This window comes from Pedobacter borealis DSM 19626 (genome assembly GCF_000708285.2).
GTDB lineage: Bacteria > Bacteroidota > Bacteroidia > Sphingobacteriales > Sphingobacteriaceae > Pedobacter > Pedobacter borealis.
Genome location: NZ_JAUG01000036.1, coordinates 1 through 21,374 on the forward strand (window position 1 = coordinate 1; position 21,374 = coordinate 21,374).

The window sequence follows — 21,374 nt, forward strand, 5'->3', positions numbered from 1 at the left end:
CCCATGAAAAAACAAAAAATGCCGGCTGAAAATTTTTCTTTCGAAGCTAGTGGGTTGGCTTGATGAGTGCGGCCCGAAAAATTTGTTAGGCCGGGTTTAAGTAGAACGGGGATACCGTGGTGCGGCCTAGTTGGGCGGAAACACAAAATCGCTTAAAATGTTGATTATTAGTAGTTTGTAAAATAACGTCAATGGTAGCGAAGTGCAGCGCAGTCGAGAAATCTGTCTAGATAGATCTCTCCATTTCGCTGTGCTTCAGTCGAGATGACGATTTTCCCGTTTTCATTGTACCTGCAGTTAGGATCTCTTTAATTTGTCCGTGATGTCAGATGTTACCATCTGACACTAAATAAGGTTTGGGATTGAAATTCTTCAATTCCCGTTTTGTTCATTGAATTTAGATTTGTTTATGGTCAGATGGTAACATCTGACTGCACAACTACAATCATGAAAGGAGAGTTGTCAACTTTCTAGCGAAAAAGCTATTAAAAGTTGACAACTCAAACGCCATTATTTATTAACCAACAAAAATGCAGCTGCAGCTAATACCGAGCAGATTGTTTGTGATGTCAGATGTTACCATCTGACACTAAATAAGGTTTGGGATTGAAATTCTTCAATTCCCGTTTTTGGTCAATGAATTTTGTTTATAGTCAGATGGTAACATCTGACTACACAACTACAAACTTTAACTGAAATCACGACAAGAGAGTTGTCAACTTTCTAGCGAAAAGGCAATTAAAAGTTGACAACTCAAATGTCATTCTATTTACTAATCAATAAAAAGGCAATAGCAGCCAATGTTGATCCAATAATTGGTCCAACAATCGGAACCCAGGCATAAGCCCAGTCGCTACTTCCTTTTCCTTTCATAGGGATTAAAAAGTGAATAATCCGGGGTCCTAAATCTCTTGCCGGATTTATGGCATATCCTGTAGTTCCACCTAATGCCAAACCAATTACCCAAACCAAAAACGCTACCGGGATGGCGCCCATCGAGCCTAAGCCGATAGGAGTGGTAACGGTTTCTTTAGTGCCCATACTGGCATCAGTAAAATAAAAGATCACAAATATTAAAACGAAAGTGCCAATAATTTCCGACACCAAATTTGACGACATATTTCTGATGGCTGGAGCGGTTGCAAAAGGCGCTGCCTTTAATCCCTGATCATCTGTGGCATCGAAATGATCTTTGTAAATAAGCCAAACCAGAAAAGAGCCTATCATTGCGCCAGCCAGTTGTGCAATAATATAGAATGGCACCAATGCCCAGCTGAAGCCCTTTCCGATGGCAAGTCCGAGGGTTACAATTGGATTTAAATGCGCCCCACTGTACGGACCGGCAACAACAACCCCTACAAATACAGCAAGTGCCCAGGCGGTTGTAATTACAATCCAACCACTATCGTTGCCTTTGGTACCTTTAAGTACTACGTTAGCCACTACACCATTTCCTAAAAGAATCATTAGTGCAGTACCAATAAATTCTGCGAGATATATATTCATCGTAAAAAATTTAAGCGATTCATAATTAATTTACTATTCAGGAATAGATTAATACTTATTCCGGAATAAAAGACCCTGAACTAAATTCAGGGTGACGACGGCTCTTTGTTAGTCTTCTGCATTTACCCGGGCCGCCTTTATAGCCCTATTCCAGCCCTTTATTCTTTCCGTATTATCAATTCCGTCCTCAGCAACAAAAGTTCTGTTAATTTTCCATTGCGAACGGATCTGATCTATACTTTCCCAGAAACCGGTAGCTAATCCGGCCAGATATGCAGCACCAATAGCGGTAACTTCTGTTACATCCGGCCTGATTACCTTACAGTTTAACAGATCGGCCTGAAACTGCATCAATAAATCGTTCGCCGTAGCACCACCATCTACCCTTAATTCGGTAATATTTACGCCTGCATCCGCTTCCATTGCTTTTAAAACATCCATGGTTTGATAGGCAATACTTTCTAAGGCTGCCCTGGCGATATGCGATTTGTTTGTGCCACGGGTTAATCCTGTTATGGTGCCCCGCGCATGTTGGTCCCAGTGTGGAGCACCTAAGCCTGCAAAAGCAGGAACAACATAAACTCCATCAGTGTCTTTTACTTTTTTAGCCAAGGTTTCTACATCTGCCGATTTGGAAATGAGTCCCATTTCATCGCGAAGCCATTGTACAACAGCGCCTCCAATAAAAATACTCCCTTCTAAAGCATAATTTACTTCTCCATTAATTTGCCAGGCAATAGTAGTTAGTAGATTATTGGCAGAGATTTTTGGCTTTGAACCGATATTCATCAACATAAAACAGCCAGTACCGTAGGTGTTTTTTACCATCCCGATTTCAGTACACATCTGCCCGAATAAGGCCGATTGCTGATCGCCAGCTATACCTGCAATAGGGATTTTTGCTGCTAATATGCGTCCTGCAGTTTCGCCATAAACTTCACTCGATGATTTTACTTCCGGGAGCATTGCCTTCGGTATCGAAAAAAGCTCAAGCAATTCGTCATCCCAGCTTAAAGTGTGGATGTTATAAAGCATGGTTCGTGATGCGTTACTTACATCGGTTACATGTTTTTCGCCTGCTGTTAATTTCCAGATTAACCAGGTGTCGATAGTTCCGAAGGCAAGTTTCCCTGCTTCAGCTTTTTCCCTTGCCCCGGCAACATTTTCTAAAATCCATCTGGCTTTTGTAGCCGAGAAATAAGAATCTATAATCAGGCCTGTTTTTTCCTGTATTTTATTGGCCAGCCCTTGTGCTTTAATTTCGTCGCAATAAGCAGAAGTACGCCTGTCTTGCCATACAATGGCGTTGTAAATCGGTTGTCCGGTTTCTTTATCCCAAACTACGGTGGTTTCTCGCTGATTGGTAATGCCGATAGAATCGATATCACCTACGGTTAATCCAGCTTTAACAATCACTTCTGTTACAACAGCCAATTGTGTCGACCAGATTTCCATTGGATCGTGCTCTACCCAACCGGCTTTGGGATAAATCTGTGTGAATTCTCGTTGTGCAATGGCAACAATTTCGCCATTGTGATTAAAAATAATTGCTCTCGAACTTGTGGTTCCCTGATCGATAGACAAGATGTATTTACTCATAATTAGGAATTTGGTTATTGGCTAAAGCCGATTCAGTTATTTTAGGTGTTGAATGATAAATATAACCATCGGCTAATTTATTAAAAGTTTCGATTTGGTTGATCTCCCAGTTTTTATCAGCAGATAATTCTTTGGCCAGGAGCGAAGCTACTCTAGGTGCCATATCTTTGGCAGCTTGTGCATTAATAAACAATATTCTTAATCTTCTGCTTAAAATATCTTCAACTGTTTCTGCCATTTCGTTTCGTGCCGACCAAAGCACTTCGGCTTCTGTATAAGGGAATGCAGGATTTAATTTATTGGCAAGACTTGGATCCTGTACAATTAAAGCCTCAATTTTACTGCGATCAGATCCATATATAGCCAAATGACTATCCGTGGTTGCGGCTACACTACCATGGATGCTTAAATTTTGGGTTACGCATGCTTTCGATTCTAAACCAGCATGAGTAATGGCTAAATCAACCGTTTCTTCTGCCATTCGGCGATAGGTGGTCCATTTACCACCAGTAATGGTAATTAATCCCTTTGCAGAAACAATAAGTTTATGATCTCTGCTAATTTCTTTTGTACTATTTCCATCTCCGTTGGTAGGAGCGGCCAATGGGCGCAAACCTGAGAATACACTTAAGATATCTTTTTCCATGGGTTTGCGGTTAAAATAACTCGCCGCTGTACTCATAATAAAATCTACCTCTTCTTTTAATGCCTTGGGTTCTAAACTATGTTCGTTTAAAGGGGTGTCTGTTGTACCCACCAGTAAATGTTCGTGCCATGGAACGGCAAATAGAACACGTCCATCAGAGGTTTTTGGTATCATTAACGCCGATTCACTATTTAAAAAACTTTTGTCTAGCACCACATGTACACCTTGGCTAGGGCGTACCATTTTTTTTGAATTCGGGTTATTCATTTGCAGGATGTCATCCACAAACACACCTGTTGCATTAATTACTATTTTGCCAATATATTTGGCTGTTATGCCAGTTATGGTGTCTTCTGTTTCGATGCCTGTAACCACATCGCCACTTTTTAACAAGCCGGTTACCTTTGTATAGTTCAACAATGAGGCACCGTTTTCAATAGCGGTTTGTGCAATGTTTATCGCTAAACGGGCGTCATCAAACTTTCCATCGTAATACCTGATGCTTCCTTTTAATCCCTTTTCTTTAATGCCAGGCATCATGGTTAAGGTTTCTTTTTTAGAGAAAAACTTAGACTTGCCGAAGCTATATTTGCCTGCTAACCAATCGTAAAGCGTAAGTCCGGTTAAATATTTTATAACAGAGAACCAATCATAACAGGGAATCAGAAATTCTTCTTTATTTACCAGGTGCTTTGCATTTTGTTGTAATAAACCACGTTCTTTTAAGGCATGTTTAACTAAACCGATATCTCCTTGTGCAAGATAGCGGACACCACCATGTACCAGTTTAGTGCTCCGGCTGGATGTTCCTTTGGCAAAATCAGATTGTTCTACCAATAAAGTTTTAAAGCCCCGGCTCGCAGCATCCAATGCCGTACCCAAACCTGTGGCACCTCCGCCAATAATAATGAAGTCCCAATTTATGTTTTCTGTCAGGTGATGCGGGTGTAATCTTTCCATTTAGATGTGTAAAAATAATAAAACGAAACAATACGCAATTATAAGAAATCATAATCGAAATAATATAATATGTGTGTTAAAAATTTATTAAATATTTGTGCAAAATATTTTAAAGAATGTTTTTATTGTTAATTTGCAGCACGCTAATTAAATATACTATGATGAATTTGGCTGAGAGGCACCAGTTTATATTAAGTCGCCTGCAACGTGATCAATACATAAATGTAGTCGATTTATATAAGGAGTTGAAAGTTTCGTCTGTAACAATAAGAAAGGACTTAAAACTACTTGAAGATAAGAGCCTGTTGTTTAGGACCCACGGTGGGGCTACTGTAAACAATCCATATACGGTAGACCGTCCGGTTAATGAGAAAGAGAAAATACAATCTACAGAAAAGAACAAAATAGGTATTGCCGCTGCTGCATTGTTAAATGATAATGATTCTATCGTTATTGCATCAGGTACTACAGTGCTTTATTTTGCCAAGAATATTGCGCCAGCAACAAATTTAACCGTTGTAACTTCTGCATTAAATGTAGCGCTCGAATTAATGCGCGAACCTAGTATTGAAGTGATACAATTGGGCGGATTGCTTAGGAAAAGTTCTTCATCGGTAATGGGTGCTTATGCGGAACAGGTTTTGCAGGATTTTTATTTTAATAAACTATTTCTAGGTGTTGATGGGATTGATCTTGATTTTGGAATAACCACGACTAATGCCATGGAAGCGCATTTAAACCGCAAAATGATTGGTGCATCACAAAAAACGATTGTACTTGCGGATTCTACTAAATTTGGGAAAAGAGGCTTCGGAAAGATATGTGGATTAGAAGAAATTGATCATATTATTACCGATAAAGGAATTTCTGAACAAATTGTTAAACATTTGGAGAGTTTAGGTGTTACTGTTACTATCGTATAGCGCATTCCACGCGAACGGTATAATCCAAACATTATAATTTGAACATGGAAAGAATACGAATACATATTTTAGAGGATGATCAAGAGATCAGAAACGTTATTGAAATTCTATTAAAAGATGAGGGTTTCGAATTGCAGCTTTCATCATCATTTGCTGAGTTAAAGAAAAATATCCAGGATGGTACGTACAGTGGTGTGAGAGGACAGATAGGGAACTAATCCCTATCTTCCTACTCGATCATAAAACATTTCTTAAGTCTGTTTTACATCTTGTGCTTTGTTGAACATCACAAAACGTTTAGAATCGCCAACGCGTTGAGGTACTGTTGCATTTGAAACAATGGCGTAATCTTCAGTATTCTTGTTTATAAAAACGCCTGCGCCAATAATGTTGTGGCTGCCAATAACAATATCTTCTTTTACAGCAGAATTAATTCCTAAAAAAGAATTATTACCAATGGTTACATTTCCCGCCAGGATATTGCCCGATAACAGAACATTGTTTTCTATCGTAGAGTGATGACCAATCCGCGCGCCGATAAGCATGCAATTATTACCAATGCTTACAAAAGGTTGTATATCGCAACACTGATCTATAAAAGTATTGTGTCCAAATAACAAATCGGGCCACACGTTGGCTTTCGATGAAATATAATTTGCAAAACTATAACCAGATTCGCTTACCCTGTGGTATGCACCTTCCCTGGCACTGTTTCTACCAATGGCAATATGCATTTTATGGGTTTCTGGGGGAAAATCTTTAATCACCTGGGTGAGACTTAAAATGGGTAATCCTAATAGCATACTTCCTGCAGGAGGTACATACGCATCATCAACACAAAAGGCAACAACATTATTGTCGCTGTCATTCATAAAGGAGTAACAGATAAACTCAGCCATTTTTCCAGTTCCATAAATAATAACTTTCATATTTAATTCTTGTTTTTAGGTTTCTAACGAATTTATGCATAAAACAGGCTTTTAAACCATTTTAAAACATACTGTACATATTTTGCTAATTCCCGTTTACAGCTTTCACAGTTGCGCATTTTTTTTACTTTTTGCGCTGTTTTAAAGGGATATTGCTTTTATGTTAATCGTTTTATCTGATTTGATCGCCAATAACATACCGCTGTTAAGGAAAACTCAATCGTGTTAAGCAGAATGTATTTTTAAACAATTAGAAATGTGTTGTAAAACAGCTTGCACAGAAATATGCGAAGCATGGCTTGTTCACTACCTGGTTAGGAAAAAATAATAGGTTAAGCAGTAAATCCAGCCTTGGTAATCGGCAGCTTTTCTTTAAAATTTTATAAAAATCATTTTATACCCCTAATAAATTGTAGTATTAAATAGCTTTTTTAAATGTTAAAACATTTTCTGATGTTTTTTGAGTTTTACCGATTAAGATCTTACTAAAAAACAGGCTTTTTTGAGTAAAAATAGAGGCCGAATATTATACAAGTTACGCGTTGTAAAATTTACAAATGATGTGCAATTTATGAGCACAGTATTTAAAATGCTGTGCATGCTGGTCATATTTTATACAATTTAAATACAACCCCAATCTGCCTATAAAACATTGACGCTTAATTGCATAGCTTAGTTCTCAATAAATCGAAACAAAAAACTAAACATTACTTAAGCTATGAAGAAAGTAATATTATTTATCGCAATATATACAAGCATTATCACCGGATGCGCTCCCAGAAGAGATCTTGTATACTTTAGTAACCTGGCCAAACAAACCAGCGAAGTTAAGCTTCAAGGTCAGGAAGTTAAAATTCAGCAAAACGACCTTTTAAGCGTAAGCATAAACAGCTTAAATCAGGAGTCGAATGTTTTATTTGCTGTTAATACCAAAAATGCAGGCGCTGAAAACAATTATAAAGTAGAAGGTTACCGGGTAAGTAAGGATGGAATGATTAACCTGCCCGTTGTAGGTAACGTTCGCCTGGAAGGTTTAACCATTGAGCAGGCACAAGCTACCATATCGAAAGAATTGGATAAATATGTTAAAAAACCGGTAGTTGACGTTCAGTTGGTCAATTTTAAAGTAACAGTAATTGGCGAAGTAAACCGACCATCAACCTTCACTGTACAGGGAGATAATATTAACCTCTTAGAAGCATTAGGAATGGCGGGCGATATGACCGTTTATGGCAAAAGGGAAAATATTTTAGTGATCAGACAACAGGATGGTCAAAGGGTGATGAAAAGACTTAACCTAAATAATCAGGATGTGATGGATTCTCCATTCTTTTACCTGAAACAAAACGATGTGGTGTATGTAGAGCCTGATAAATCAAAAGCGATTGAATACAGTCCCAATACACGCATTATGCCAGTGGTAATTGCTTCTATATCAGCAGTTGCAGTATTAATCACAGCTGTTCTTCGTCGATAAACGTCTCTTAAAACATTATATCATGCTTAAACAAAGTACAAATGGTGGCGCAAAAGATTTTGCAGAAACTATGACAAAATTTGCCAGAAACTGGCACTATTTCTTAATCAGTATCATTATTTCCATGGCTGCTGTATATGCTTATCTATACATTACCCCACCAAAATATAAAGTGAGCAGCACACTTTTAATCTCCGATGATAAAAATGGTGCAGCAATGTCTAATAGTACCGCTTTTAGTGATCTTAATATGTTTCAAACGGTTAAAACGGTTGATAATGAAATTGAGATCTTAAGGTCGAGAGATTTGATTTTTAAAGTATTGAAAAAACTAAATCTAGAAACTGCTTACTTTAAAAAAGAGGGGATTAGAGAAAAAGAGCTTTACGGAAAAACGTCCCCACTTGTAGTTACTGCTATCAGTTTAAAAAATGGTGCCTACGGAAGAAAAATTAACGTTTCTTATCTGGATGAAATCTCTTACATCGTTCAGGATAGCCTAAAAACAAATATTGTAAAGTATGGCGATACCATTAATACCAAAAACTACGCAATTAAAATAGATAAGGGACCAGCATATAAAACCGAATTTGGTAAAATTAGACTTCAGTTTAAAAACTTATATAAAATGACCGAGGCTTATAACCTGGTTTCATTAAAAATAGTTCCGGTTGTTAAAGATGCCAATACCATTACCATTAGTTTGAACGATGTGGTTCCTCAGCGGGGAATTGATATTCTTAACGATCTAATCGAAACTTATAACATCAATAACGTTAATAATAAAAATACCATTGCCCGTAATACCATTAAATTTATCGATAACCGCCTAAAATACCTGGTTGCAGATCTTACAGGTACTGAAGAGGATGTAGAAAACTACAAACAACAAAACCGTGTTACCGATGTTAATATGGATGCGCAGATGAATGCTGCACGCTCAGGAGAGTATAATCAGTTACTGGAAACATCATCAGTGCAGCTGAGGATATTACGGTCAATCGAAAATTATTTCAGAGGCAAACAAAGTCAATATAACCTGGCGCCAAGTGCAATGGGCTTAAAAGACCCGATTTTGAATTCATTGATTTCAAAATTTAACGATCTCCAATTGGAAAGAAATAGGATGTTACGTACCGCTAATGCAGAAAATCCTTTGGTACTAAACCTTAACGAGCAGATAGCAAGCTTAAAAACCAATATCTTAGAAAACTTATCTAGTATTAAACAAGGTTTCGTTATTGAAAGAAACAACCTGAGCGCCAACTACTCTCAATTCGATAATAAAATTAAATCTGTACCTACTATAGAGCGGGGCTTATTAGAAAGAAGCCGTGAACAAAGTGTAAAATCGGGTTTATATAAATATTTACTGCAAAAAAGAGAGGAAACTGCATTATCGCTTTCTGCAACCGTTCCAACTTCACAGGTGGTAGATAAACCGGCTTACAATACTATTCCTGATAGCCCTAAGCAACCACTTTTATACCTGTGTGGATTCATTTTTGGATTTTTGGTACCAGCTGGAGTAATTTATGGCAAAGGATTTTTCAACAACAAGGTACAGGATGCCAGTACTATTGAGTTAACCGGTGCCAAAATGCTTGGTGAACTTTCTCATAACCTGGATAAAAGCACCATCGTTTTTCAAAAAGACAACCGTTCTACCATATCAGAGTTGTTTAGGTACATCAGAATGAATTTAGGACTAATGTCTAACAATATCGAGAATAAGGTAATGTTGGTTACCTCGAGTATGAAAGGAGAGGGTAAAACATTCTTTAGCGTAAATCTGGCTACTACATTAGGCATGCTTGATAAAAAAGTTGTTGTACTGGAGTTCGATCTAAGAAAACCTGACCTCTTGAATAAAGTTGGTTTAAAGCAAACTAACGGGTTAACCGATTATTTAATTGGTGAGGCTGTGTTAGATGATATTATTAAACCTACCAGTGTTTCAGATAATATATGGGTTATTGGATGCGGTCAATCGCCTGAAAACCCTGCTGAAGTAATGATGAGCCCTAAAATGGATTTATTGTTTGATGAACTGAAAGAGAGGTTCGATTACATCATTATCGATACTTCGCCGGTTGGCCAGGTGGCTGATGCCTTTAGTTTGGCCGAATATGCCGATGTAAGCATTTACCTGGTGCGGTATAATTATACCAATAAATACCAGCTAGCCATATTGAAAGATATTTGCGAAAACAATAAGCTTAAAAATCCGATGGTTGTTTTTAACGATGCCAAAAGGGAGAAAAGCCAGAAATACAGCTACGGTGGTTACGGTTATGCCATGGCAAACTAAATCTACCTTGTTTTAAAAGAGAATACCTTGTCCTTTACCAAATAAACGTCCCCAAACGATTTAATTCTGTTTACAAACAATAAGGCCTAGATGCTTAAACTGTGCATCGATTAAAGGTATTAGCTGTTTGCAAACAACTCTTAATTAGATTGCCCCTTTGCCCAAAAAGCAAAATAAGATTTAAAAATAAAAATTGTCACGTAAGTGATATAGCGAAGCTGTATCCGGCCGACTGAATAAAGCCTTTTAGCTAAAAAACAGATACCTATCATGTAAGTGATATAGCGAAGCTGTATCAAATTACCTAAAAAATAAACTATAACCTCATCAAAAAAATGGAATCTACAATTAACATCAAACCCTCGTTCGCAAAAAAATGGTTTGTGATCTATACCCGCCCGCGTTGGGAGAAAAAAGTTGACCGTTTGCTGCAAGAGCAGGGTTTCGAATCTTTTTGCCCGGTGCGTAATGTAGAAAATCAATGGGCCGATAGAAAGAAAATAGTTAGTCTTCCGCTTTTTACCGGATATGTATTTGTGAAAATTGATGAGCGTGAAGGTTACAAAATCAGGTATACCCTAGGTGTTTTAAACTTTATTAATTACATGGGCAAGCCTGCAGTAGTTCGGGATAGTGAGATTGAAAAGTTGAAACACATTATGGATACCTACAATGATGTAGATGTAGTGAGTTTAACCGGTGTTTCCAAAGGAGACCGTGTTCGGATCAGTAATGGTCTCTTCCATAATCAGGAAGGAGAGGTGATCCAGATTCAAGGTAAGCATGTTTTAATGTCATTCGATCATTTAGACTGTGCCTTAGTTACCAGAGTGCCAATAAGCAACTTAACATTAACCGTAAATACGCAACAACATTATGTATAACGCTGAAGATAATCTGAAAATGACGGTAATTGGTCTTGGCTACGTAGGCTTACCGTTGGCAGTAGAGTTTGCAAAAAAATACAAGGTATTTGGCTTTGATATTAACCAGAGTAGGATAGCAGAGTTAAAAGCCGGATACGACAATACATTGGAAGTTAATGAATCTGAATTGAATGAGGTTTTAACCTTCGAATGCACAACTTTAAAAGGCCTGTACTGTACCAATGAAATCGAAAAATTACGCAGCTCGTCGGTTTACATTGTTACAGTACCAACGCCCGTTGATAAAAATAACAGGCCAGATTTAACACCTTTAATTAAAGCGAGTTCAGTTGTCGCTAAGGTTTTAAAGAAGGGAGATATAGTGGTTTACGAATCAACCGTATATCCTGGTGTAACTGAAGACGAATGTGTACCCATTTTAGAAAAAGGGTCTGGTTTGGTTTTCAATAAAGATTTTTTTGCTGGTTATTCTCCAGAGCGTATTAATCCTGGAGATAAACAACATACCGTGGCTAATATCTTGAAAATCACATCAGGTTCTACGCCCGAAGCTGCAGAAAAAATAGATGCATTGTATCGTTCGGTAATTACTGCCGGAACTTATAAAGCTTCGTCTATTAAAGTGGCGGAAGCAGCAAAAGTGATTGAAAACGCCCAACGCGACATCAATATTGCTTTTGTAAATGAACTAGCCATGATTTTTAACCAGATCGGTATCGATACTGCTGAGGTTTTAGCGGCAGCCGGAACCAAATGGAATTTCCTGAATTTTAAACCAGGTTTGGTTGGTGGACATTGTATTGGCGTAGATCCATATTATTTAGCTCAAAAAGCACAGGAAGCTGGCTATCACCCTGAAATTATTTTAGCCGGACGACGTGTAAACGATGGAATGGGTAAATATGTGGCTGATCAGATCATCAAAAAAATGATCGCTAAAAACATCCATATTGTGGGGGCAGACGTGCTGGTGTTGGGCTTTACCTTTAAAGAAAACTGTCCTGATGTACGCAATACTAAAGTAATTGATATTGTAAGGCGGTTGGAAGAATACAAAGTTAAAGTAACCATTCACGATCCCTGGGCAAATGCCGATCAGGCCAAGCATAACTATGGTATTATTTGCGAAAATGGTTCATCAAAAACCAGAAAGTACGATGGAATTATACTGGCAGTAGCGCACGAAGCTTTTAATAGTTTAAATATCACAGCATTGCGTAAACCGGAATGTGTGGTGTACGATATAAAAGCAGTATTGCCACAATCATTAGAAACGGTTCGATTGTAAGATCATGAGTTTAACATATAAAGCGCGATCGGGCATTATATGGTCGATCGGACAGCAGTTTAGTGTTAAATTCATAAACCTGTTCGTTACCGTCATATTGGCCCGCTTATTAAGTCCTGCAGAATTTGGCTTAATCGCAATGCTCTCTATTTTTATCGCCGTTGGTAATTCGTTGATGGATAGCGGCCTAACCTCGTCGCTGATCCGCACAAGGATGGCGGGACAAAAGGATTTTTCTACCATATTTTTTTTTAACCTGTTTGGAAGCATCATTGTATATGGTGTTTTGTTCTTTGCAGCACCGCTAATAGCTGGTTTTTACAGGCAGCCAACACTTACCGATATTGTTAGGGTTTATGGATTAACCTTTTTAATCAATGCCTTTTTTAGTATTCAGAGTACTTTATTAACTAAGGAAATGAAATTTAAACTGCAAACGGTCATTCAAATACCTGCAGTAGTACTAGGCGGTTGTTTAGGTATTTACCTGGCAAAAAACGGTTATGGAACCTGGAGTTTAGTTTGGATGAGTTTATTGAGTGCGAGTGTTTCTACCATCTTACATTGGTTTTATTCAGATTGGCGGCCACGACTGATTTTTAATAAAAAAAGCTTCAGAAAGCACTTTCATTTTGGCTACAAGATGACGCTTTCTGGCCTGTTGGACACCATTTATCAGAATTTATACACCGTTATTATAGGTCGCTTTTATGCGGCAACACAATTGGGCTTTTATGCCAGGGCAGATAGTTTAAGTCAGTTGCCCATTGGGATTATTTCTACTGCAATTAGTAAAGTTACCTATCCTATGTTTTCGAACATCAGTAATGATGATGTAAAGCTTAAAATGGTTTACCGTAGGTTAATGCAGCAGGTATTATTCTGGAATGCACCCATCCTGATTTTTTTAGCACTTATTGCTCAACCTTTAATCTCGTTGCTTTTAACCGATAAATGGCTGCCATCTGTACCTTATTTTCAGATTTTATGTATTGCGGGTATTCTATACCCGGTACACGCATATAACCTGAATATTTTAAAAGTTAAAGGTCATAGCGGGCAGTTCTTGAAATTAGAAATTATAAAAAAGGTGCTAAGTGTAGTTGGAATTATCTGTGTTATTCCATTTGGCATTATGGGGCTTCTATATTTTCAGCTCTTCTTTACTGTTTTCGCCTATTATATCAATTCAATATATAGTGGCAAATTAATCAATTACCCAATTAAAGAACAGCTTCATGATATAGTGCCTATTTTGATGTTGTCTAGTCTGTTAGGTGTAGCTTGTTATTGCCTCGATACCTGGTGTTTAACACATTATCACATCAACAATATTTTGCGCATTGCTGGCATAAGCATCATCTATGGCAGTTTTTACCTCGGCATAAGTAGCAGCATCAAACTCGCTGCACTCCTTGATTTTAAACAATTAATCCTCAAACAATGATACCTGTAACTAAACCCTTTTTGCCAAAACAGGCAGATTTTAAAAGCTATGTAAGTAGCATTTGGGCCAGACAGTGGCTCACTAATAATGGTCCTTTGGTAAATGAACTGGAGTTGAAGTTGCAACAATACTTAGAACTACCTCATTTATTATACGTAACCAATGGTACTATCGCTATACAGCTAGCCATACAGGCATTAGAAGTAAAAGGTGAAATTATTACCACACCGTTTTCTTTCGTAGCTACCACCAGCAGTATTGTTTGGCAAGGTTGCAAACCTGTTTTTGTTGACATAGATGAAGATACCCTTAATATTGATCCCAATAAAATTGAAGCGGCCATTACGCCTAATACCTCGGCAATTTTGGCTACACACGTTTTTGGAAATCCTTGTGATATTGAAGCGATAGACCGCATTGCAAAAAAACATGGACTAAAGGTAATTTATGATGCCGCCCATTGTTTTGGTACAAAATATAAAGGTAAATCGATCTTCGCTTATGGCGATGTAAGCACAACCAGCTTCCATGCAACTAAACTGTTTCATACCATTGAAGGTGGGGCTGTTTTTACTCAAAATCCTGATACTTTAAAGAGAATGGCGCTGATGCGTAATTTTGGTTATAGTGGGGTAGATACCTTTTCAGAGATCGGAACTAATGCTAAAAACTCAGAGTTTCACGCTGCAATGGGTCTTTGTAACCTAAAACATATCGGTCAGATTTTAAGTAAACGCAAAGAGCTATCACAGCATTACGAAATGCGCCTGAATAAAATTGAAGCGCAGTTTCAGGTTATTCAAGCCGATACGGAATTTAATTATGCATACTATCCCGTAATATTCCGGTCCGAAGAAATTATGCTCGATTGCATGAAACAGTTAGAACTGGTTCAAGTGTATTGTAGGCGATACTTTTACCCATCCTTATCGGCCTTGCCATATATTGCTAAGGTAAATATGCCGATCTGTGATTCTATTTCTAAACGCATTATGTGTTTACCTCTTTACCATACTTTAACCAGTGCCGATCAGGATCTAGTGGTCAGGATTATTTTGAGAACCCAGAATTACCGCAAAAAACAAGTGCTTAAACTCGCCGATTACAACACATTGGTTAATGGCAGTATTGGCATGGCGGTTAACGGCAATTAATAGCAGCTTCTATTATGAAACAAGACGATACAGGTATAATGGTTAGCATTTTTTGCATCACTTATAACCACAGTAAATTTATTGCGAAAGCGCTGGATGGATTTCTGATGCAGAAATGCAATTTTAATACAGAAATTATTATTGGTGACGATTGCTCTACCGATGGCACCACAGAGATTATTGATGAATATGTTGCCAAACATCCTGATAAAATTAAGCGTTTAAAAGCACCAAAGAATATCGGTGCTACCCAAAACGTAATTAGGGTTGCACTAGAAACTAAAGGTAAATACGTGGCCACATGCGATGGTGATGATTATTGGTTAGATCCATATAAACTCCAGAAACAGGTAGATTTTTTAGAAAATAATCCAGAATATGTAATGTGCTGCCATTATACACGCGAAATAAATTTTGATGATACTGAACTGTTTTACATGGATTTTAACCCTGTTCCCCTGCAGTATAGCTTTAGCGATCTGATTGTGAACAGGCAAGTAGAAACCTGTACTGCAACTATTGTTTACCGCAACATTGAAGCCATTAAAAATCTTTATAAAAACGATTGGTTTTTAAAGTGTTATGCCTGCGATAAACTGTTGAAACTCTATTGCACTTGGGTAACAGGTAAAAAAATATACGTTTTACCCGAGGTAATGAGTTGTTACAGGCGTCATCCCGGAGGTATTTGGAGTCCGGTTGCTTATGTTCCATTAAAGAAGATGCAATTGAGTGATTTCTATATCATCATTAAAATTTTCACCTATACAGGTTTACAGAAAGTTAAACTTTTAAACTTCTACTTCAGAAAATATTTCCTCTTCGAAGTGAAATATAAAACCTTTGGAAACGCTTTCCAGACCATTAAAACGATTGTAAATTAATTCGAAATGGCTACTAAATTATGCTTCGTAATCAACAGTTTAGAGGGAGGTGGCGCTGAGCGGGTAATTAGTAATCTGGCTAATCATTTCAGTGATAAAAATTGCAGTGTTACCATGATTTGCCTCAATACAGCAGAGGTTAGGTATGAAATGAATAAAAAAGTTAAAATCGTAAATCTGGTCGAGCGAAAAGACCATCCAAATTTTTTCAACAGACTAAAATATGCTTACTTAACTTTTTATCGGTTACTCTCTGTATTAAAGAAAGAAAGACCGGTTTGCACCATCTGTTTTATGACTTCTGCAAACATTTGGGCAGGTTTATGTTGTGTAATTTTAGGTTTGCCCTATTTGGTTTCAGAAAGAACGGCTCCTGTCTATACTTTACATCAATATAATAAATTGCTGCAGTGGATTGTGTTCCACATTTACAGAAAATCGAAAGCCGTCGTACTGCCCGCTTTTGAGATGTTTAAAGGATTTAAAAGAATTAAACAGTTCGAAAAGCTGGATAACTTTAAAACAATACATAATCCAATCCATCACTTTTCTCGTTCAAACGCAGGCGCTGTTCACGGTAAACGATTTATACTCTCTGTTGGCAGGCTATGTTACGAAAAAGGCTTCGATCATCTTATTGAGGCTTATAGCAAACTGGAATTGGCTGATGTTGATCTTTTAATTTCTGGAGAAGGCCCAGACAGAGCAAGTCTCGAAAGGCAAATTACGGATTTAAACCTAACAGATAAAGTTAAGCTGATTGGTTTTAAATCTAACCTGCAAGACTATTATACACAGGCCGAGGTGTTTGTGCTTTCCTCCAGAAATGAAGGTTATCCCAATGTACTGGTAGAGGCCATGGGAATGGGCTGTGCCTGTGTAGCAATGGACTGTGAATTTGGCCCTTCAGAGATTATCGAACATGGAATTAACGGACTTCTGGTTGCTGATAAAGATATAGTAGGACTTTCATTGTCTATAGATAAAATACTTAATAACAGTGATTTAAGAAATAAATTTTCAGAAAAAGCAAGATCGATCAACGAAACAAATTCTATTGAACGCATTTCTGCCAACTGGGAGCAACTCATCATGTCATGATTAAGAAAATAATGTTTCTCTTTTTGTTGTTTGGCTATGTTTATGCAACAACATTCAACATCTTTATGACCGGGGTTTTCAGAATTCCGGCACCAATAGTTTTCCTGGCGCCTTTAATCTATTTCTATCGGACTGAAGAAACAGGCTTCCTATATGGCAAAGAATTATTTGTTTTCTTTATTGCGGCCCTTTTTTTTTATCTCATAGGTCAGGCAGATGTTACTGGTTTTTTTGCCTTATTAATTGTTGCTGCATGCTTTGCCTTGTTGTTCAACTATGTTATCGGTACGAATTTAAAACGGATGAACATCGCAGTCGGATTTTTCTTCGGTGTATTGCTGCTTTCCGGAATCATCATGTTCATCGATCACCAATACAATATGGCGGCTATCCGTTCGCTTTTGGTGCAGGAAGACGTATTGCAGGCACCAGCAGGTATATCGACCACTATTTTTACTTTCGGCTACCAGATGGCTGCTTTAACACCATTTTTAGTTATTAATGCTATACTGTTTAAAAGAAGCTGGCTAATTAACCTCCTCTTATTTGGGTTATCGCTCGCTCTTATTTTCTTCGGTATGCAACGGTCGGTTTTGGTCGCTTTTGCAGTTGTAACCGGATTATTTTTTTTAAGCTATTATAAAGCCAAATCCATTTTAATATTCGGTGTGTTTTGCGCCATATTTTTTATCGCGCAAAGTTCTATTGAACAATTTTCTGAAGGGAAAAAACAACAGAATATTTTAAATAAAAGTGCCGAAAATGCGAAAGGTAAAGAAGAGCGCGGCGATTTAATGGGAGAGAACATTCAAATTATAACCGAATATCCTTTTGGGCTATTGTTTTATGGAAAAACCTGGAACGATGTAGTGCAACACAACTTTGTTTATAAAAAAGGGCCTATCGTAATTACATCCCATAATGCCTATTTAATGTTTATTACTTATTTAGGGCCTTTGCTGGGCTTTATTTTACTTATTTTATTATATAGAAAAGTAGGGAAGATCATTTTTTATGCTTTTCTGCACATCAAAGATAAGAAAAATACGCTCCTGGTCTGTTTGAGTTGTTCTTTTTTGGCAATATCCATCAACTCATTTTTTCATAACGAATGGCTTCTGGCAACGAGCGGACCAACATTGTTTCTATACTTTGCCATTCTACAACTCTCCAAAATCAAAATGGAAGATCCCATTCTGGTTCAATACAATTAACAGTTCTTGTTATCCTAGCTTCGGCAGGTTATTAAAATTCTCACAAATAAATTGACGAATATGAACATTCCATTTTCACCACCGTTTATCGATCAATCTGTGGTTGATCAGGTATTAGATACCCTTAATAATAAGTGGATCACAACTGGGCCTAAAGTGAAAGCCCTTGAGCAAGAAATTAAAAGTATCACCGGAACGAAAGAAGTGGTCTGTGTTAACTCATGGACATCTGGCGCTATTTTGATGTTAAAGTGGTTTGGCGTTAAAGCTGGCGATGAAGTAATTATTCCAGCTTATACTTATAGTGCTACAGCTTTAGCAGTTCTTCATTGTGGCGCTATACCCGTTATGGTTGATGTTTTAGATGATTTTAACATCGATCCGGATAAGGTAAAGGTTGCAATTACGAGTAAAACGAAAGCCATAATTGCAGTAGATATTGCGGGATGGCCTTGTGATTATATCGCTTTAAAAGAGTTGATTATAGATCATAAGGTGCAGGAAAAGTTTAAGTGTGAATCAGAAAAACAATTGCTGTTGAAAAGAATCCTGTTAATTTCTGATGCGGCCCATTCAATTGGTAGTTTATTTCATGATAAACCAGCCGCTCAAAAATGTGATGTAACGATATTCTCTTTTCATGCGGTAAAAAACATAACCACAGCTGAGGGTGGCGCAATATGCTTAAACCTTCCATGTCCGTTTGATTCAGAGGCAGAATACAGCTACTTAAAAATGTATACACTTAATGGACAAAATAAAGATGCACTTTCTAAATCGAGAGGTGGAGGCTGGCGTTACGATATTTTATTCCAGGGATTAAAAATCAACATGCCCGATATCTGTGCTGCTATTGGCTTGGCGCAGATCAGAAAGTATAATGACGAACTTTTGCCGCAACGGAAAAAAATTGCTCACCAATATTGTGAGGGTTTTAAGCACGAAGATTGGTTTATCGCTCCGCCATTGGTGAGTACACAAAGAGAATCTTGCTACCATCTTTTTCCAATGCGCGTTAAGGGGCTAACAGAAGAACAAAGAGATCAAGTTATTGATGACCTGGCATCGTTGGGCATTGCCAGTAATGTTCACTTCATTCCAATGCCAATGCTTACCCTGTTTAAAAATCTGGGCTACAAAATTGAAGATTACCCAATGGCCTATCAGAACTATGCAAACGAAATTTCACTACCTATCTACCCACAATTAGCGGTAGCAGAGATCGAGTTCATTATCAATTCGGTTATCAGCTGTGTGAATATACAATTGAATAACCGCATCAAAACTATGGAAGAAACTTTTATTGTACACAAACAAATGGCAGTTGCATCATGAAAAAAAATAAAAAAAGAGTGTTCGATGTGGTACTCGCAAGCTTGTGCCTAATCCTCTTTAGCCCGCTTTTAATCCTGATTGCGATCTTGGTTAAACTCGATTCTAAGGGACCTATTATCTTTAAACAGATCAGGGTTGGGCGAAACATGAAAGATTTTCACCTGGTAAAATTCAGAACCATGTGCGTTACACAAAGTAACCATAGTTTGCTCACCATTGGAAACCATGACAACCGGATTACCAGACTGGGTTATTGGTTAAGGAAATATAAACTGGATGAATTGCCTCAGCTATTAAATGTTTTAAAAGGGCAAATGAGCTTTGTTGGGCCGAGGCCAGAAGTTAGAAAATATGTTAATCTCTATAATGACGAACAACGTTATGTTTTGTCTGTTAAGCCTGGTATTACCGATTGGGCTTCAGTAGAGTTTTGCAACGAAAATGAACTCCTTCAGCACGCTGAAGACCCTGAAACTTATTATGTGGAACGTATTATTCCAGCAAAAATAAAACAGAATATGAGGTATATCAACCATAACGATATCCTAACCGATTTCAAAATTATTTGGTTAACGATTAATAGGATTGTCATCAACTAAAATAATATGTACGCTCCACAAAAAACAATTAAAGAAGAAGTTAAGCTTAAAAAGAAAGTTTTCTTTGTACTCAGTTCATTAACTTCGGGCGGCTCAGAACGGGTGTTCTGGAATTTGGCCCAGGGATTTAACAAAGATAAGTTTGATGTAACCATTGTGATTTTAGATTCGACTGTGAATTGTTTCTCGATGGATCTGGAAGGTGTCCGTTTTATCGATTTAAAAACCAAGAAAGCATCTAAGTCTTTTTTTGCGCTTTATAACTTGCTAAAAAAAGAAGAACCTTATGCTGTTTTTTCCACTACCGATCACATCAATATATTAGTCTCACTGGTTGGCAGGTTTTTAAAAATTCCGATGCTTATTGCTAGGGCTTCTAATATTCCGCACGAACAAAGATTGTTTGAAGGATTTAAGTCGAGGTTTTACGAGCTTTTTGCCAGCGCAAGTTATCGGGGTTACAAACAGATCGTTTGCCAATCAGAAGAAATGAAACAATCATTGATTGATACTTATAACGTCAATCAGGAGCTGATCAGGGTTATTGCCAATCCAGTATTGAAAACTAATAAGTTAAAGGAGGTTAAAACACCAGATAAAATTTATAAATTATTAGTTGTGGCCCGTTTTGCACTAGAAAAGGGCTTAGAACGACTGGTTGATATTATGGCGCATTTGCCCGAAAATTATCATCTCGATTTCGTGGGAACAGGAGTACTAAAAGATCAGATTAACACCAAAATCAAGAACCTTGGGCTTGATCACAGACTTAAAATTTTAGGGGAAATTAAAAACATCCACGAAGTAATGGTTCAGCATGATTTAATGGTGCTGAGCTCTTATACAGAAGGTTTCCCGAATGTGGTTTTAGAAGCGCTTACCGTAGGCCTACCAGTAGTAACCTTTAGAGTGAGCGGCATTCCAGGATTAATTATCGATGGCTTTAACGGTTTTGTTTTAGAACAGGATGATTTGGCAGGCTTTAGGCTGCGAATTATCCAGGCCTGCACTCAAGGCCAATGGAACCCAGCTGAGATTAGGAGAAATGTATATCAGAAATGTGCGCTTGATAAAATCAGCGCTCAATATGAAGAATTAATCAGTTAACAATCTA

General features: G+C 37.6%; 18 protein-coding genes. 14 read left to right on the forward strand and 4 right to left on the reverse strand.

Annotated features, from left to right (window positions below; translation table 11 throughout):
* Nucleotides 1-765: 765 nt before the first annotated feature.
* The 3 genes from AW17_RS11695 to AW17_RS11705 form a co-directional block, all read right to left on the reverse strand.
* Entirely contained in the window at nucleotides 766-1,506 is a 741-nt protein-coding gene (locus AW17_RS11695) for an MIP/aquaporin family protein (RefSeq protein ID WP_029276559.1), read from the reverse strand.
* 108 nt (nucleotides 1,507-1,614) lie between these two features.
* Nucleotides 1,615-3,105: a glycerol kinase GlpK gene (glpK, locus tag AW17_RS11700; protein ID WP_029276560.1), complete on the reverse strand. Its 1,491-nt coding sequence runs from the start codon at nucleotides 3,103-3,105 to the stop codon at nucleotides 1,615-1,617.
* Entirely contained in the window at nucleotides 3,098-4,711 is a 1,614-nt protein-coding gene (locus AW17_RS11705; protein WP_029276562.1) for a glycerol-3-phosphate dehydrogenase/oxidase, read from the reverse strand. Before AW17_RS11705 ends, glpK begins: the two co-directional genes overlap by 8 nt.
* A 158-nt stretch (nucleotides 4,712-4,869) precedes the next feature.
* On the opposite strand from AW17_RS11705, the gene AW17_RS11710 reads away from it, so the two are divergent.
* Complete coding sequence (locus tag AW17_RS11710) at nucleotides 4,870-5,634, forward strand: DeoR/GlpR family DNA-binding transcription regulator (RefSeq protein ID WP_029276564.1); 765 nt, start codon at nucleotides 4,870-4,872, stop codon at nucleotides 5,632-5,634.
* Between the two features lie 44 nt (nucleotides 5,635-5,678).
* On the forward strand, nucleotides 5,679-5,852 hold the full coding sequence (locus AW17_RS11715) for a response regulator (protein ID WP_209444244.1): 174 nt from the start codon (nucleotides 5,679-5,681) through the stop codon (nucleotides 5,850-5,852).
* A gap of 33 nt (nucleotides 5,853-5,885) precedes the next feature.
* On the opposite strand, the gene AW17_RS11720 is transcribed toward AW17_RS11715, so the two are convergent.
* Nucleotides 5,886-6,563, reverse strand: coding sequence for an acetyltransferase (locus AW17_RS11720; RefSeq protein WP_051691787.1), 678 nt, complete (start codon nucleotides 6,561-6,563; stop codon nucleotides 5,886-5,888).
* A gap of 718 nt (nucleotides 6,564-7,281) precedes the next feature.
* Between AW17_RS11720 and AW17_RS11725 the strand changes: the two genes are divergently transcribed.
* From AW17_RS11725 to AW17_RS11780, 12 genes are all read left to right on the forward strand, one after another.
* Nucleotides 7,282-8,040: a polysaccharide biosynthesis/export family protein gene (locus tag AW17_RS11725; protein WP_029276567.1), complete on the forward strand. Its 759-nt coding sequence runs from the start codon at nucleotides 7,282-7,284 to the stop codon at nucleotides 8,038-8,040.
* Between the two features lie 22 nt (nucleotides 8,041-8,062).
* Nucleotides 8,063-10,351 carry a GumC family protein gene (locus AW17_RS11730; RefSeq protein ID WP_029276569.1) on the forward strand — a complete coding sequence of 763 codons (2,289 nt, stop codon included), beginning with the start codon at nucleotides 8,063-8,065 and terminating at the stop codon, nucleotides 10,349-10,351.
* 335 nt (nucleotides 10,352-10,686) lie between these two features.
* On the forward strand, nucleotides 10,687-11,235 hold the full coding sequence (locus tag AW17_RS11735) for a UpxY family transcription antiterminator (RefSeq protein WP_029276571.1): 549 nt from the start codon (nucleotides 10,687-10,689) through the stop codon (nucleotides 11,233-11,235).
* Nucleotides 11,228-12,526 carry a nucleotide sugar dehydrogenase gene (locus AW17_RS11740; protein WP_029276573.1) on the forward strand — a complete coding sequence of 433 codons (1,299 nt, stop codon included), beginning with the start codon at nucleotides 11,228-11,230 and terminating at the stop codon, nucleotides 12,524-12,526. Before AW17_RS11735 ends, AW17_RS11740 begins: the two co-directional genes overlap by 8 nt.
* Before the next feature lie 4 nt (nucleotides 12,527-12,530).
* A complete protein-coding gene (locus tag AW17_RS11745) occupies nucleotides 12,531-13,973 on the forward strand; it encodes a lipopolysaccharide biosynthesis protein (protein ID WP_029276575.1) in 1,443 nt (480 codons plus the stop codon).
* Nucleotides 13,970-15,127 carry a DegT/DnrJ/EryC1/StrS family aminotransferase gene (locus AW17_RS11750; protein WP_051691788.1) on the forward strand — a complete coding sequence of 386 codons (1,158 nt, stop codon included), beginning with the start codon at nucleotides 13,970-13,972 and terminating at the stop codon, nucleotides 15,125-15,127. Before AW17_RS11745 ends, AW17_RS11750 begins: the two co-directional genes overlap by 4 nt.
* Before the next feature lie 14 nt (nucleotides 15,128-15,141).
* The gene (locus AW17_RS11755) at nucleotides 15,142-16,011 is read left to right on the forward strand and encodes a glycosyltransferase (protein ID WP_036669738.1); all 870 of its coding nucleotides are present in this window, start codon (nucleotides 15,142-15,144) and stop codon (nucleotides 16,009-16,011) included.
* A 6-nt stretch (nucleotides 16,012-16,017) separates the two neighbouring features.
* Nucleotides 16,018-17,112 carry a glycosyltransferase family 4 protein gene (locus tag AW17_RS11760; protein ID WP_029276581.1) on the forward strand — a complete coding sequence of 365 codons (1,095 nt, stop codon included), beginning with the start codon at nucleotides 16,018-16,020 and terminating at the stop codon, nucleotides 17,110-17,112.
* Complete coding sequence (locus AW17_RS11765) at nucleotides 17,109-18,326, forward strand: O-antigen ligase family protein (RefSeq protein ID WP_051691789.1); 1,218 nt, start codon at nucleotides 17,109-17,111, stop codon at nucleotides 18,324-18,326. The genes AW17_RS11760 and AW17_RS11765 overlap by 4 nt, the downstream gene beginning before the upstream one ends.
* Before the next feature lie 60 nt (nucleotides 18,327-18,386).
* Nucleotides 18,387-19,661, forward strand: coding sequence for a DegT/DnrJ/EryC1/StrS family aminotransferase (locus AW17_RS11770; RefSeq protein ID WP_051691790.1), 1,275 nt, complete (start codon nucleotides 18,387-18,389; stop codon nucleotides 19,659-19,661).
* Nucleotides 19,658-20,260 carry a sugar transferase gene (locus AW17_RS11775; RefSeq protein ID WP_029276587.1) on the forward strand — a complete coding sequence of 201 codons (603 nt, stop codon included), beginning with the start codon at nucleotides 19,658-19,660 and terminating at the stop codon, nucleotides 20,258-20,260. The genes AW17_RS11770 and AW17_RS11775 overlap by 4 nt, the downstream gene beginning before the upstream one ends.
* Nucleotides 20,261-20,266: 6 nt before the next feature.
* A complete protein-coding gene (locus AW17_RS11780; RefSeq protein WP_051691791.1) occupies nucleotides 20,267-21,367 on the forward strand; it encodes a glycosyltransferase in 1,101 nt (366 codons plus the stop codon).
* Nucleotides 21,368-21,374: the final 7 nt, after the last annotated feature.

What these genes read in the sequence shown, in the direction of transcription:
- AW17_RS11710 (WP_029276564.1), top strand. Translation starts at nt 4,870, where the DNA reads ATGATGAATTTGGCTGAGAGGCACCAGTTTATATTAAGTCGCCTGCAA.
- AW17_RS11725 (WP_029276567.1), top strand. Translation starts at nt 7,282, where the DNA reads ATGAAGAAAGTAATATTATTTATCGCAATATATACAAGCATTATCACC.
- AW17_RS11755 (WP_036669738.1), top strand. Translation starts at nt 15,142, where the DNA reads ATGAAACAAGACGATACAGGTATAATGGTTAGCATTTTTTGCATCACT.
- AW17_RS11735 (WP_029276571.1), top strand. Translation starts at nt 10,687, where the DNA reads ATGGAATCTACAATTAACATCAAACCCTCGTTCGCAAAAAAATGGTTT.
- AW17_RS11770 (WP_051691790.1), top strand. Translation starts at nt 18,387, where the DNA reads ATGAACATTCCATTTTCACCACCGTTTATCGATCAATCTGTGGTTGAT.
- AW17_RS11740 (WP_029276573.1), top strand. Translation starts at nt 11,228, where the DNA reads ATGTATAACGCTGAAGATAATCTGAAAATGACGGTAATTGGTCTTGGC.
- AW17_RS11695 (WP_029276559.1), bottom strand. Translation starts at nt 1,506, where the DNA reads ATGAATATATATCTCGCAGAATTTATTGGTACTGCACTAATGATTCTT.
- AW17_RS11750 (WP_051691788.1), top strand. Translation starts at nt 13,970, where the DNA reads ATGATACCTGTAACTAAACCCTTTTTGCCAAAACAGGCAGATTTTAAA.
- AW17_RS11720 (WP_051691787.1), bottom strand. Translation starts at nt 6,563, where the DNA reads ATGAAAGTTATTATTTATGGAACTGGAAAAATGGCTGAGTTTATCTGT.
- AW17_RS11745 (WP_029276575.1), top strand. Translation starts at nt 12,531, where the DNA reads ATGAGTTTAACATATAAAGCGCGATCGGGCATTATATGGTCGATCGGA.
- AW17_RS11780 (WP_051691791.1), top strand. Translation starts at nt 20,267, where the DNA reads ATGTACGCTCCACAAAAAACAATTAAAGAAGAAGTTAAGCTTAAAAAG.
- AW17_RS11760 (WP_029276581.1), top strand. Translation starts at nt 16,018, where the DNA reads ATGGCTACTAAATTATGCTTCGTAATCAACAGTTTAGAGGGAGGTGGC.
- glpK (WP_029276560.1), bottom strand. Translation starts at nt 3,105, where the DNA reads ATGAGTAAATACATCTTGTCTATCGATCAGGGAACCACAAGTTCGAGA.
- AW17_RS11705 (WP_029276562.1), bottom strand. Translation starts at nt 4,711, where the DNA reads ATGGAAAGATTACACCCGCATCACCTGACAGAAAACATAAATTGGGAC.
- AW17_RS11730 (WP_029276569.1), top strand. Translation starts at nt 8,063, where the DNA reads ATGCTTAAACAAAGTACAAATGGTGGCGCAAAAGATTTTGCAGAAACT.
- AW17_RS11715 (WP_209444244.1), top strand. Translation starts at nt 5,679, where the DNA reads ATGGAAAGAATACGAATACATATTTTAGAGGATGATCAAGAGATCAGA.
- AW17_RS11775 (WP_029276587.1), top strand. Translation starts at nt 19,658, where the DNA reads ATGAAAAAAAATAAAAAAAGAGTGTTCGATGTGGTACTCGCAAGCTTG.
- AW17_RS11765 (WP_051691789.1), top strand. Translation starts at nt 17,109, where the DNA reads ATGATTAAGAAAATAATGTTTCTCTTTTTGTTGTTTGGCTATGTTTAT.